The sequence below is a fragment of the Nonomuraea maheshkhaliensis genome (assembly GCF_039529435.1).
Classification (GTDB): domain Bacteria; phylum Actinomycetota; class Actinomycetes; order Streptosporangiales; family Streptosporangiaceae; genus Nonomuraea; species Nonomuraea maheshkhaliensis.
In genome coordinates, this window is record NZ_BAAAMU010000110.1 from 1 (window position 1) to 12,514 (window position 12,514).

General features: G+C 71.4%; 12 protein-coding genes and 1 pseudogene. 8 read left to right on the top strand and 5 right to left on the bottom strand.

The genetic code is table 11. From position 1 onward, the window contains the following. From ABFX54_RS43840 to ABFX54_RS43850, 3 genes and pseudogenes are all read left to right on the top strand, one after another. Positions 1-284 (top strand): annotated as a pseudogene (locus ABFX54_RS43840) (NrfD/PsrC family molybdoenzyme membrane anchor subunit); the annotation flags it as partial. Further along, positions 281-406 carry a hypothetical protein gene (locus ABFX54_RS43845; protein ID WP_346112898.1) on the top strand — a complete coding sequence of 42 codons (126 nt, stop codon included), beginning with the start codon at positions 281-283 and terminating at the stop codon, positions 404-406. The pseudogene ABFX54_RS43840 and the gene ABFX54_RS43845, both read left to right, overlap by 4 nt. 24 nt (positions 407-430) lie before the next feature. After that, positions 431-967: an NUDIX hydrolase family protein gene (locus tag ABFX54_RS43850; protein ID WP_346112899.1), complete on the top strand. Its 537-nt coding sequence runs from the start codon at positions 431-433 to the stop codon at positions 965-967. A 50-nt stretch (positions 968-1,017) separates the two neighbouring features. On the opposite strand, the gene ABFX54_RS43855 is transcribed toward ABFX54_RS43850, so the two are convergent. The 4 genes from ABFX54_RS43855 to ABFX54_RS43870 form a co-directional block, all read right to left on the bottom strand. Beyond that, entirely contained in the window at positions 1,018-1,536 is a 519-nt protein-coding gene (locus ABFX54_RS43855; RefSeq protein ID WP_346112900.1) for a peptidoglycan recognition protein family protein, read from the bottom strand. 183 nt (positions 1,537-1,719) lie between these two features. Next, positions 1,720-3,357: an arylsulfatase gene (locus ABFX54_RS43860; protein ID WP_346112901.1), complete on the bottom strand. Its 1,638-nt coding sequence runs from the start codon at positions 3,355-3,357 to the stop codon at positions 1,720-1,722. Between the two features lie 91 nt (positions 3,358-3,448). After that, positions 3,449-4,342: a sulfotransferase family protein gene (locus ABFX54_RS43865; RefSeq protein WP_346112903.1), complete on the bottom strand. Its 894-nt coding sequence runs from the start codon at positions 4,340-4,342 to the stop codon at positions 3,449-3,451. A 103-nt stretch (positions 4,343-4,445) separates the two neighbouring features. Continuing rightward, positions 4,446-6,005 carry an OmpA family protein gene (locus ABFX54_RS43870; protein ID WP_346112904.1) on the bottom strand — a complete coding sequence of 520 codons (1,560 nt, stop codon included), beginning with the start codon at positions 6,003-6,005 and terminating at the stop codon, positions 4,446-4,448. Positions 6,006-6,168: 163 nt separating this feature from the next. Between ABFX54_RS43870 and ABFX54_RS43875 the strand changes: the two genes are divergently transcribed. Continuing rightward, positions 6,169-7,044 carry a hypothetical protein gene (locus tag ABFX54_RS43875; RefSeq protein ID WP_346112905.1) on the top strand — a complete coding sequence of 292 codons (876 nt, stop codon included), beginning with the start codon at positions 6,169-6,171 and terminating at the stop codon, positions 7,042-7,044. Between the two features lie 238 nt (positions 7,045-7,282). Here ABFX54_RS43875 and ABFX54_RS43880 read toward each other — a convergent pair whose 3' ends face one another. After that, positions 7,283-8,179, bottom strand: a complete 897-nt coding sequence (locus tag ABFX54_RS43880; RefSeq protein ID WP_346112906.1) for a MurR/RpiR family transcriptional regulator — start codon at positions 8,177-8,179, stop codon at positions 7,283-7,285. A 76-nt stretch (positions 8,180-8,255) separates the two neighbouring features. Here ABFX54_RS43880 and ABFX54_RS43885 point away from each other — a divergent pair, with 76 nt between their 5' ends. Genes ABFX54_RS43885 through murQ form a run of 4 tightly spaced genes read left to right on the top strand, consistent with a single transcriptional unit; the run spans position 8,256 to position 12,491 of the window. Next, on the top strand, positions 8,256-9,806 hold the full coding sequence (locus ABFX54_RS43885) for an ABC transporter substrate-binding protein (protein WP_346112907.1): 1,551 nt from the start codon (positions 8,256-8,258) through the stop codon (positions 9,804-9,806). Then, entirely contained in the window at positions 9,803-10,768 is a 966-nt protein-coding gene (locus ABFX54_RS43890) for an ABC transporter permease (protein WP_346112908.1), read from the top strand. Before ABFX54_RS43885 ends, ABFX54_RS43890 begins: the two co-directional genes overlap by 4 nt. After that, complete coding sequence (locus ABFX54_RS43895; protein ID WP_346112909.1) at positions 10,765-11,595, top strand: ABC transporter permease; 831 nt, start codon at positions 10,765-10,767, stop codon at positions 11,593-11,595. Before ABFX54_RS43890 ends, ABFX54_RS43895 begins: the two co-directional genes overlap by 4 nt. Next, the gene (gene murQ / locus ABFX54_RS43900) at positions 11,592-12,491 is read left to right on the top strand and encodes an N-acetylmuramic acid 6-phosphate etherase (RefSeq protein ID WP_346112910.1); all 900 of its coding nucleotides are present in this window, start codon (positions 11,592-11,594) and stop codon (positions 12,489-12,491) included. Before ABFX54_RS43895 ends, murQ begins: the two co-directional genes overlap by 4 nt. Positions 12,492-12,514: the final 23 nt, after the last annotated feature.

Consider the following 12,514-nt stretch of genomic DNA (forward strand, 5'->3'; position numbering starts at 1 on the left):
GCATGGAACGGCGGCTCGGAGCGCTGGCCGAGCCGCTGAAGCGCAGCCGGCTGCTGCGGCTGGGCGAGGCGCTGTCGGTGGCCGGCGCGGTGGCGGGGGTCACGCTGGGGCGGCGCAGCAGGATCGCGGCCGTGGCGGCTGGCGCCGCGCTGCTGGCCGGGTCGGCGTGCACCAGGTTCGCGATCTTCCAGGCCGGGATGGAGTCGGCGAACGATCCCAAGTACACCGTCCAGCCGCAACGCAGGCGGCTGGCGAAGCGGAGAGCGGAGCGTGACCTCGGATGAAACGCAAGATCGTCGACTATCTGCCGTTCCTCGGCATCGTGCTGTTCGTATGCGCGGCGTCATGGACGGCGGGCCGGACGCCGAGCCGGACGCCGCCCGGCCGGACCGCGGTACGCCGCTGAGTCCCCGGGCCTTACGATCAGCAGATGACCGAAAAGACCGAAACCACGCCTGCTTGGCTGTCACCGGACGAACTGGAATCGGTGCGCGGCCGCATGCCCATCCTCTACATCGACGCCGTGCCGGTGCGGGTCGACGACACCGGGGTGGTCACCCACGTCGGCCTGCTGCTGCGCATCGCGTCGGACGGCACGGTCAGTCGGGCGCTGGTCTCGGGACGGGTCCTGCACCACGAGCGGATCCGCGACGCCCTGATGCGTCATCTGGAGAAGGACCTCGGCCCCGTCGCGCTGCCGCAGATCCCCATCTCGCCGCAGCCCTTCACCGTGGCCGAGTATTTCCCCACGCCCGGCGTCACCCCCTACCACGACCCGCGCCAGCACGCCGTCTCCCTGGCCTACATCGTGCCCGTGGCCGGTGACTGCAGGCCCCGGCAGGACGCGCTCGACCTGGTGTGGTTCACCCCGGAGGAGGCGGCCTCGCCGATGGTGCAGCAGGAGATGGCGGGCGGGCAGGGCGTGCTGCTCAAGCAGGCGCTGGCCCACGTCGGCCGCCTGCTCTGACGGCGGCTGCTCCGACAGCGTCCACTCTGATGGGGCTCCGGGGTGAGGGGCTACGGGCGCTCGGCCCCGGCGCGTACCCAGCGGTAGAGCGGGTCGCCGGGGCACGAGGTGGCGTAGCCGTCCCTGTGCCCCTTGACCTCGCGGCCGGCGTCGCCGTGCTCGCGCAGGTATTCGATGGCGTCGACCAGGGCGTTGAGCAGGTCGTCGTTCGGCTCGGTCAGCCCCGAGTCGCCGAGCAGCGCGAGGACGGCGTAGTGGCCGGAGTTGAGGCCGGCGCCGTTGGCGGCGGGCAGGGCGTGCGGGCCGCGGCCCATGAACGTGTTCCCGTGCGGGCAGCAGACCATGGAGTAGCCCAGGTCGATGTACTTCTCGCCGCGGCCGCCCGACATGTGCATGCGCTGGATGTCCTGGACCAGGTCGACGCAGCGGTCATGGTTCTCCTGATCGGCCAGGTCGGCGGGCACCGCGCCGCCGGTGTAGTGGATCTTCACTCCCCTGGTGGCGGACAGGCGGACGTAGCCCGCGGTCGGCTTCCTGGCGTTCCATTCCGCTCGGGTGATCAGGTTCATGCGTTCCTCTCCTCGCCGGCAATGGCCTCCTCATCAGAATGTCAACATTCCGTAGCGATGTCATCACTGTTCGTCACTAGAGTGGCGTAGCCGCCAGGCCACGGCGGCCTGCGCGGCCGCCGTGCGGTGGCGGGGCGTTGGCGGGGCGGGGCGGTTGTGGGTCGGTCGCGGTTCAGTCGAGGTTCAGTCGAGGGCGCTCTCGTCCAGCTTCACGTTCCGGTGGACGTGGCGGAAGACGTGCGACCTGCCGCCGGCGTCGAAGGCGGCCCGGGCGGTGATCCGGCCGGAGGACGGCAGGGGGAAGCCGACCGAGACGGCCGTGCCCGGGTCCACCCGAGCGACCGAGTGCGCCCGCGCCCGCCGCGGCCGGTCCAGGCCGAGGCGGACGTTCCGCCAGGGCTCGGCGGAGCCGTTGTGGAGGGTGACCACGAGCCGGTCCTCGGTGAGCTCGGTCCGCAGCCCGTACGGGGTGCGCGGGTCGGCCCCGATCGAGCGGTCGAGCTCGGCCAGCAGCTCCTTGGTCAGCTCGGGCCGCCTGGCGGACAGGTCGCGGCGCTCGCCGGGGTCGGCGTTCAGGTCGTACAGCTCGACGCGGCCCCGTGGCCCGGCCCCGGCGATGTGCGGGTTGAACCTGACCACCTTCCACCTGCCGCGCCGCATGGCCTGGGCCTTGCGCGGCCGGTTCCACACCAGGTGGCGGTGCCGTGGAGCGCCCGCGCCCGTGAGCAGGCCGGTGAAGGAGATGCCGTCCACGTGGGCGGGCAGGGGCGCCCTGGCCAGGTCCGCCAGCGTGGGCAGCACGTCCCAGAACGCCACCGGCTGCCGCTCCACCCGCGGCTCCAGGCCCGGCGACCAGGCGATCATCGGGACGCGGATGCCGCCCTCGTACACGTCGCGCTTGTCGCCGCGGAAGGGGCCGTTGGAGTCGAACAGCTCTGGCGTCACGCCCTTCTCGCTGTGCGGGCCGTTGTCGCTGGTGAACAGCACGAGCGTGCGTTCGGCCACCCCGGCGTCGCGCAGTGCCCTGACGAGCGCGGCGACGTCGGTGTCGAGCCGGGCGACCTGGGCGGCGTGGCGGCGGTTCGCGGCGCTCCACGGCCGGTTCTCGTACCGGCCGGCGTCGCCGGGGATCGCGCTCGGCGCGTGCGGCAGGTTGCTGGCGAAGTACAGCAGAAAGGGCCGGTCGTCGTCCTGCCCGATGAACTCGACCGCGCGCTCGCGGAACAGGTGCGGCGCGTACGACCGGCCGCCGAGGTGCACCTTCTTGCCGTTGTGCCACAGGTAGGCGGGAAAGTACTGGTGGGCGTGGACGTGCTCGATGTAGCCGTAGAACTCGTCGAAACCGCGCACGTTGGGGTGGGATTGCTGGTCCGGCTCCTCGGGTCCGAAACCCCACTTGCCGATGCACGCCGTACGGTAGCCGGACAGCCGCAGCACCTCGGCGAAGGTGAGGTCGGCGTCGGTGAGCGCGTGCTGCCGCCCGCCCTCCGGGTTCTCCCGCACGGTGCTGTGGCCGGCGTGCAGCCCGGTGAGCAGTGCGCACCGCGACGGCGCGCAGAGCGGCGCGCCCGAGTACGCGGTCTTGAACTGCACGCCCTCGGCCGCCAGCCGGTCCAGGTTGGGGGTGCTGATGGAGCGCTGCCCGTTGCTGCCGATCTCCCCCCATCCCAGGTCGTCGGCCAGGATGAGCAGGATGTTCGGCCGCGCGGGCAGGGTGCCGCGGCGGGCGGTGGCCTCGGCGCCCGCGGCCGTGGCCGCGGGCAGGGCGAGGCCGGCGAGAGTACCGGCGAATAAGGCTCGGCGCGAGGGCCTGTTGATCACGAAGGGCAACATATCGGAGGGCATGGCGAATGGCGGGCAAATCGCAGGCGAACTCTGTCACACCCTCGTGACCGCCGGGGTGAGCCGGCTGTCACGGCAGATAGTCCCATCGACGGCAGATGTCGTGCAGCTCGGCGGGGATCTCCGCGGGCGTGGGCAGGGGCCGGCCGGCGACGACGGTGCCGGCGCGGATCTTGTCGCGCCAGTCGCCGATGCCCTTGACGAAGCCGCCGTGGTCCTGCTTGCCGTAGTCGAGCATGGCGGGCTCGTACTCCAGGCCGAGGAACAGGCAGAGCCGGCGCGACTGCCCTTCGGGATCGGCGACCAGCTCCTCGTAACGCACGGTCAGGCCCTCCAGGTGGGTCCTGGCCTCCTCCAGGTAGGTCATGTACGCCAGCGTGCGCGGCACGGCCTCCTCCATGGGCCGCTTGTCCGGGTCGGCCTCGTGCCAGGACTGCACGATCGACATCGGGTGGCGCAGCAGGAAGACGAAGCGCGCGTCCGGCCAGCAGGCCGAGATGCGCCGCCAGGCGAAGACGTTGCTGGGTGTCTTCTCGACCAGGACCGGCTTGCCACTGCGGGTCAGCTCCCGGTGCAGCAGCCGGTCCCAGACCAGGTGTTCGAGATCGCTGTGGGTGTGACCGAGCAGCTCCATGGCCTGGCGTACGGGGTCGGTGCCGAGGCCCACGCTCACCCGGCGGAAGTGCGTCTCGATCGGCGAGTGCACCCGGGAGTGGCTGTCGAGCATGACGCGCAGCAAGGTTGAGCCGGAGCGTACCGACGACAGCAGGAAGACGGGCTCGCGCAGCAACCGGTCGTGCCCGGGGTCGACGGGCGGCCGTACCGCGTCGCCGGGCAGCCGCCGCAGCTCCAGCGGCACCTTCGGCGGCGGCGGCGGTTTCGGCGGCTCCTTGCTCAGCCGCCGCTTCAGTGTGTATCCCGTCAGGCCCTCAAGTGTGGCGTTGGCCCGGTACCTCCAGCTCATGGCCCCACAAGGTAGAGCGGGCCAGTGAACCCCAGGTGAATCCGGGCTGTGAGCCTGGGGCCGCGCATCGAGATCACGTGGCGTCGAGGTCACGTGGCGGGGATCACTGGACGGGCACGTCGAGGCGGGGGAACGAGGCGATGCGGGCCTGGAGGGTCGTGGCGTCGTCGGGCAGCGCGAACAGGCTCCAGAACGTACGGGTCTGCCCCGGTGCGTACTTCTCGGTGCTGAGACGGACGCCGGAGACGTCAGTGCAGGCGCAGTGGTTGCGCACGCGGTCGCCGTCGGGCACCTGGAGGCGGCCGGGCAGGTACTGACGGCGCGCGCCGGGGTCCGTCAGCCGGACGTTGCTCGCCGCCTGGAACGTGTAGCTCTCCCAGTCCTGTGCGTGGTGCAGGTCGTTGTACCAGACCTCGGCCGAGCCCTCGTTGGTGATCGTGTACGTCAGCAGGCCCAGGCCGCCCGGCAGCCGGCGCAGCCCGGCGACCTCCATCGAGATGGGCTGTCCCTTGGCCTGGCCGGTCGCCTTGAGCTCGCCCGGCTCCGGCGCGACCGTCCTGACGAGGTCACCGGCCTCTCCCGCGGGCCGGGGCTTGGGCTTGGCGAAGCTGACGGTCACGCGGCGGTTGCGGCGCTTGCCCTCCTCGGTGCCGTTGTCGTACAGGGGGCGGTGCGAGCCGTAGCCGCGGGACTGGAAGCGCACGCCCTCGCGGGTCACCAGCCCGGTCAGCGCCCGCCGCACGGCCAGGGCGCGGCGTTCGGAGAGCGGGTCGTTGATGGCGTCGGTGCCCGAGGAGTCGGCGTGGCCCTCGACCCTCACGGCGGCGTCCGGCGAGGAGTCGACGAGCTTGGCCGTACGGGCGAGCACGGCCTTGGCCCGGCCGGTGAGCGTGGCCTTGTTCACGGCGAACAGCACGTCGGAGGAGAGGTTGACGTGGAGGTCGGTGCCGTCGTCCGCGGTCTCATCGGACTTGTCCAGCGACTCCGACGGCACCGAGATCCGCCGGGTGACCGGAGTGACGGGCTCGGCGTCGGGGTCGGGGAAGTCACCGGCCGGGGGCTCGTCGCTGATCGGCACGTCCAGCATGGGCGGGCCCGCCGGGGTGACGACGGTGGCCGTGGCGGGGTTGCCGGACGGGGCGGGCAGCACCGCGTACACGGTGATCGACTCGCCGGGGTCGATGAAGTAGCCGAGCCCGTCACGATCCTGGTCGCTGCACAGGCAGGGAGAGTCCGCCGGCTGGTACGGCAGCAGCCACGTGTGGGCCGCCGCGTCCAGCACGCCGATGCCGGAGGCCCACTTGATCTGGCCGAGCGGGCGGGTCTGGTCGCCCATCTCGCCGGTCCACGGCAGGTCCTTCGTCCCGGTGTTGGACAGGCGGAGCCGCACCACCAGGTGCTTGCCCTTGACCCGGTTGAGCCCGACGACCTCCAGCTTGAGACTCTCGGTCATGGTGCTGCGGGTCTCGGCGAGGGCCGGCCGGGCGTCCGGCGACGGCTCCGCGCTCGACGGGGCGGCGCTGGACGGCGTGCCGGTGGCCGGCGCGCTCGACCGCGAAGCCGCGGATGGGGACGGCGGCGCGGCCTCGTTCGCGGGCGACATTCCGCACCCCGCCGCGGCGAGTGCGAGGACGGTGGCCAGAGCCAGGATCCGGTTCAGCATTCCGCAGATTCTTCCATGTCCGAAATATCGGCATTGCGCCTTGGGGAGCGGCCGGCGGTGTCACGAGGAAGACAGATCGTCGGTGCACCAGTACGCAGAGCAGAACTTAGTTCCGTCCCACCATGGAGCCGTCAACGATTCACCCGCTCCTGAAGGAGGAACCATGCGCGTGCTCAAGCGCAGCGCGTTAGCCCTGCCCCTGCTCGGCGGCCTCGCCGCCGCCGCGCTCGCGGCGACACCCGTCACCGCACAGGCCCAGGCCGGCGCCCAAGCCGGCTCCTCGGCCGGCACCTCGTCCGCGTCCGTACGCGTGGTCACCGGCGGCTTCCTGCAGCTCGACTACGTGGGCTCGGCCGACGCCAACAACGTCCTGATCATGCTGGAGTCCGGCACCGACGCGGTGCGGATCAACGACTCGGTCTCCATCGTCCCCGGGCCCGGCTGCGTCCAGGCTCCCGGCGACGCCACGACCGTGCGGTGCTCGGTCGGCATCAGCCGGATCGGCGCCCGGCTCGGCACCGGCGCCGACACGTTCACCTCGCTCGTGCCGCTGATCGGCACCGTCGAGGGCGACGCCGGCGACGACCTGTTCCGGCCCAGCCGCTCCGAGGGCAACCTGAACAGCCGGATCATGTACGTGGGCGGCGCGGGCGTGGACACCGCGACCTACCAGGGCGTGCCCGCCACCGGCCCCACGGGCAGCACCGGCGTGCGGGTGGCCCTGGACGGCCAGGCCAACGACGGCCGCGACGCCACCGCGAGCAGGCCCGCCGACCAGGACAACGTCCAGACCGAGAACCTCATCGGCAGTTCCGCCGCCGACAACCTGACCGGCGACCGCTTCGCCAACAGGCTCACCGGCGGCAACGGGCGTGACTCGCTGTCGGGCGGGCTCGGCGACGACGTGCTCGACCTGCGCGACCAGGCGGCGGACCAGCTGTCGTTCTGCGGCGACGGCATCGGCGACACGGCCTTCGCCGACCGCGCCGCGCTCGACCCGGTGAGCGTCGACTGCGAGACCGTCGAGCGCGCGAACTGACGGCGCGTTCGGCCGGACGGGTTCACGGCGCGTCTTAACAGCGCGTCTTCACAGCGCGTCTTCACAGCGCGTCTTAACAGCGCGTCTTCACAGCGCGTCTTCACAGCGCGTCTTCACAGCGCGTCTTCACAGCGCGTCTTAACAGCGCGTCTTCACAGCGCGTCTTCACAGCGCGTCTTCACAGCGCGTCCGACCAGCTCGGACGCGCCTGACGACGCGGCGACCGGCTCGGACCCGCTCAGACGCGCTTGACGACGCGGTCGTGCACCACCGCGTACGTGTCGCGCAGCGCCCGCATCGACTCGTCGTAGGAGGCCTGCGCGACACCGGTGAACAGGCAGTCCACCACCATGAGCTGGGCGATGCGGCTGCCCAGCGCGCCCGAGCGGAACTTGGTCTCCCGCGCGGCCGTCGTGAGCGTCACGTCGGCCGCACGGGCCAGCGGCGAGTCGTGGAAGTTCGTGATCGCCACCGTCGCGGCCCCCGACCTGCGGGCGATGGCGAGGAACTCGACGGTGTCCACGGTGGCACCGCTGTGCGAGACGGCCACCGCCACACAGCCGGCGGAGAGCGTGGCGGCCGAGGTCCAGGCGGAGTGCGCGTCGTGCCAGTTGAGCGCGGTCCGTCCGATACGTGACAGCTTCTGCTGCAGGTCGAGCCCCACCAGCGCGCTCGCCCCCACGCCGAAGCTGTCGATCCTGCGCGCGGCCAGCAGCAGCGCCACCGCCCGGCCCAGCGCGTCCATGTCCAGCGAGCGGGCCGTGTCGGCGATGGAGAGCGTCTCGTTCATGGCGACCTTGGAGACGATGCCCTCCAGGCTGTCGTTCCTGTCGATGTCGCCCGACGCCTCGGGCACGTTCGGCCCCGCCTCCCTGCGGGCGATCTCCTCCCTGGCCACCGCCCTGGTCAGGTCGATCCTGAAGTCCTTGTAGTGGGCGTAGCCCATGCGCTGGTAGAAACGCACCACGGAGGTGGTCGAGGTCTCGCAGCGGGCGGCCAGTTGCGCGATGGACAGGTTCGCCGCTGCGGCCGGATCTCCGGTGAACTCACCGGCGATCCGCCGCTCCGACGGCCGCAGGGCCGGCATGGCCGCGCGGATGCGGATCAGCAGCGTCTCGGCGTCCTCCGCCATCATCACCCCATGCTGGAAAGAAAGTACCTCGATGGTATGGTCTGCGTAATTTTATGACCTACTGTTCTGAGGAGACCATATGCCCCGTGGCGCCATCTCCGCGGTCGGCATCGCCGCTGCGCTGTCCCTCGCCCTCACCGCCTGCTCGTCCTCCTCGGGCGCACCCTCCGGCACCGCGTCCGGCACCGGAGCGCCGGGCGGCGCGCTCGTCGTCGGCGTGACCTCCGACCCCGACACGCTCTTCCCCTGGAAGGCCACCCAGTTCCAGGCCGTCAACGTGCTGCAGAACCTCTACGGCACGCTGACCGAGTTCGACAAGGACCTCAACGTCGTCCCCGGCCTGGCCGAGTCCTGGGAGACCTCCGACGACGGCAAGAAGCTGACGCTCAAGCTGCGCCAGGGCGTGACGTTCGCCGACGGCAGCGCGTTCGACTCCAAGGACGTCAAGGACTCCCTCGACAAGATCATGGACGAGAAGACCGCGGCCGTGGCCCGCGCCTCGCTCGCCTCGGTCACGTCGGTCAAGGCGAGCGGCCCCGACACGGTCGAGCTGGGGCTGAGCGGCCCCGACGCGGCGCTGCCCGCCAACCTGGCCACCGTCAACCTGGCGATCCTCTCCTCCGACGACACCGAGGAGAAGCTCAACGCCACGCCCAACGGCACCGGCCCGTTCACGCTGGGCAAGCGCGTGCCGAGCCAGTCGATCACGCTGACCAGGAACGACAAGTACTGGGGCGCCGAGAAGCCCAAGCTCGCCTCGGTCGAGTTCCGGGTGATCCCCGACGAGTCGTCCATCGTGTCGGCCATGCAGTCGGGCAACGTGCAGCTCGCGGTCTTCAACGACCCGCTCGTCGCGCAGACCGCGGCCGGCGGCGGCACGATCCAGGTGGCCAAGACGCCGCAGCTCAACTACCACGTGCTCCAGCTCAACGCGCAGCACGGCGACCTCAAGGACGTCAACGTGCGCCTGGCCGTCCAGTGCGCGATCGACCGCAAGCAGGTGCTCGACACCGCGGCGCTCGGCGAGGGCGAGGTGACAGGACCGATCACCGCCCCGGCGTTCAAGTCGGACCCGAACAAGCGCCCCTGCCCGGCCCGCGACCTGGCCAAGGCGGCCGAGTACCTCACCAAGGCCGGCAAGCCCGGCGGCGTGACGATCAAGACCATCGTCTCCCAGGGCGAGTACGCCACCTCCGTCAACGAGGCGCAGAACCTCAAGGCCCAGCTCGCCGAGGCGAAGATCACCCTGGACCTGGAGGTGCTGGAGTCCGGCGCGTTCGTGGACCGCTGGGTGGCGGCCGACTTCGACGCGGCCGTGGCGCTCAACGGCGGGCGCCCCGACCCCGACGGCTCCTACGGCCGCTACTTCACCAGCAAGGGCAACCTGAACAAGGTCGCCGGCTACAGCTCCCCCGAGCTGGACGAGCTGTTCGCGCAGGGCAAGGCGACGACCGACCAGGCCGAGCGCAAGGCCATCTACGAGAAGGTCGGCGCCGCGCTGGAGGACAACGCCGCCTGGATCTGGCTGTTCGCCGGCTACACCTACACCGCCACGACCTCCGGCGTGCAGGGCTTCGTCCCGATGGCCAGCGGCTCGCTGCAGTACCTGCGGACCACCTCGGTCGGATGACGATCCTGCGCAACCGCGTCCTGCGGCGCGTGGCCGAGACGCTGGGCATCCTGTTCGGGGTGGCCGTGTTCGTCTTCGTCATGCTCAGGGCGATCCCCGGCGACCAGATCACGGCCGGTCTCGGCACCGAGGCCGCCGCGCTCACCCCGGCCCAGCGGCAGGCCCTGGAGCAGTACTACGGCCTGGACCAGTCGCTGGTCACCCAGTTCTTCTCGTGGCTGGGCAACATGTTCACCGGCAACTTCGGCTACTCGGCCCGCTCGCAGCAGAGCGTGCTGGAGCTGACGCTGCACTCGCTGCCGGTGACGTTCGAGCTGGCGGTGTTCTCGATCGTGCTGGCGCTGCTCATCGGGGTGCCGCTGGGCATGCTGGCGGCCTCGCGGACGAACTCCGTCCGCGACGCCGCCGGCCAGGTGGTGAGCCTGGCCGGCCTGTCGATCCCGGCGTTCCTGCTGGCCACGACGCTGCTGTCGGTCTTCGCGGCGTCGTTCGGGTTCAACCCCAACGGGCAGGGCTTCGCCGCCTTCGTCGACGACCCGCTGCTCAACCTGCGGCAGATGCTGCTGCCCTCCCTCGTGCTGGGCTTCGGCATCGCCGCGCCCATCCTGCGCACCACCCGTACGGCGGTGCTGGAGGTGCGCTCGAACGACTTCGTGCGCACCGCCCGTGCCAAGGGCGTGCCGGAGCGGCGGCTGCAGATCAGGCACGTGCTGGGCAACGCGCTCGTGCCGATCGTGACCATGACCGGGCTGCAGTTCGGCTACCTGCTGGGCGGGGCCGTCGTGGTCGAGCAGATCTTCTCCGTCCCCGGGATCGGGCGGCAGGTGCTGCTGGGGATCCAGCAGAAGGAGTACGCGGTCGTGCAGAGCACGGTGCTGGTGATCGCGCTGGCGTTCGTGCTGGTCAACCTGCTGACCGACGGGCTCTACCGGCTGATCGACCCCCGGGTGAGGGCCTCGTGAGCGCCCTGCTGCGGCGCAGCCCCGTGGGGCTGGCCGGCGTGGTGATCCTGGCGCTGCTGGCCGTGGTGGCGGTGCTGTCGTACCTGGGGCTGCTGCCCTACGACCCGATCGCGCAGCATCCGCCGGCGCGCTTCCTCGCGCCGTCCGGCGAGCACCTGTTCGGCACCGACCAGTTCGGCCGCGACGTCTTCTCCAGGGTGGCGGCGGGCGTGGGCAACTCGGCGCTGATCGCGGTGGTCGCGGTGGCGTTCGCGACCGTCGTCGGCACGCTGGGCGGGCTCGTGTCCGGCTTCTACCGGGGCCTGGCCGACGGCGCCATCGGCGGGGTGACGAACGTGCTGTTCGCCTTCCCGCCGCTGCTGCTGGCGCTGTCGCTGGCCTCGGTGCTGGACCGCAACTGGTTCACGATCGCCGTGGCCATCGCCATCGTCTACGTCCCCATCTTCATCCGGGTCACCCGCGGGCCCGTGCTCTCGCTCAGGGAGATCGAGTACGTGAAGGCGGCCGTGTCCACCGGCCTGAGCCGCTGGCAGATCATGCTGCGTCACGTGCTGCCGAACATCACCTCGATCATCGTCATCCAGGTCGCGCTGTCGCTGTCGTGGGCGGTGCTGACCGAGGCGTCGCTGAGCTTCCTGGGCCTGGGCACCCCGCCGCCGGCACCGTCGCTCGGCTCGATGATCTTCGAGGCGCGCAGCCTGGTGTTCGTGGCCCCCTGGACCCTGATCGCGCCCGGCGCGGTCGTCGTGCTGCTCGTGGTGGGTCTCAACCTGCTCGGCGACGGCCTGCGCGACACACTCGACCCCCGGAACCGAGGGAAGCGGTGAACCTCTCAGAACTGACGACGGAGTCGGCCGATCCGCGCTTCGCCGGCATCGATGTGATGAGCGTCGGCGAATTGGCGGCGACCATGAACGCGGCCGACACCACGGTGCCCGCCGCGGTCGCCGCGGCGCTGCCGAGCATCACCGCGGCCATCGAGGCGGCGGCCGCGCGCATGGAGACCGGAGGCCGGCTCGTCTACGTGGGCGCCGGCACCCCGGGGCGGCTAGGCGTGCTGGACGCCTCGGAGTGCCCGCCGACGTTCTCGACGCCGCCCGAGCAGGTCTTCGCGATCATCGCGGGCGGCGAGAGCGCGATCGTCTCCCCTTGCGAGGGGGCCGAGGACGACGAGGAGGCGGGGGCGGTGGCCGTGGACGCGGCCGGGATCGGGCCCCTGGACACCGTGGTGGGCATCGCCTCCAGCGGGCGGACGCCGTACGTGCTGGCCGCCGTGCGGCGGGCCCGCGCGCTGGGCGCCCTGACCGTGGGGCTGTCGTGCAACGCGGGCTCGCCGCTCGGTCAGGCGGCCGAGCACGCGATCGAGGTGCTCGTCGGGCCCGAGGTGATCAGCGGCTCGACCAGGCTCAAGGCGGGCACGGCGCAGAAGCTCGTGCTCAACATGTTCTCGACGATCGTGATGGTGCGGCTCGGCAAGACGTACGGGAACCTCATGGTCGACGTGAAGGCGAGCAACGGCAAGCTGCGCGAGCGGGCCGTGAGCATGGTGCGCACGATCACGGGAGCGGGACGCGAGGAGGCGCTGGCGGCGCTGGACGCCAACGGCTTCAACGTCAAACAGGCGGTCGTGGCCTCGCGCTTCGACCTGTCGCCGCAGGACGCGGCGGCGCGGCTGGAACGGGCCGGCGGACGGCTGCGCACGGCACTCGGGGAGCGGGCATGACGGTACGGCGGCTGGGCCAGCGG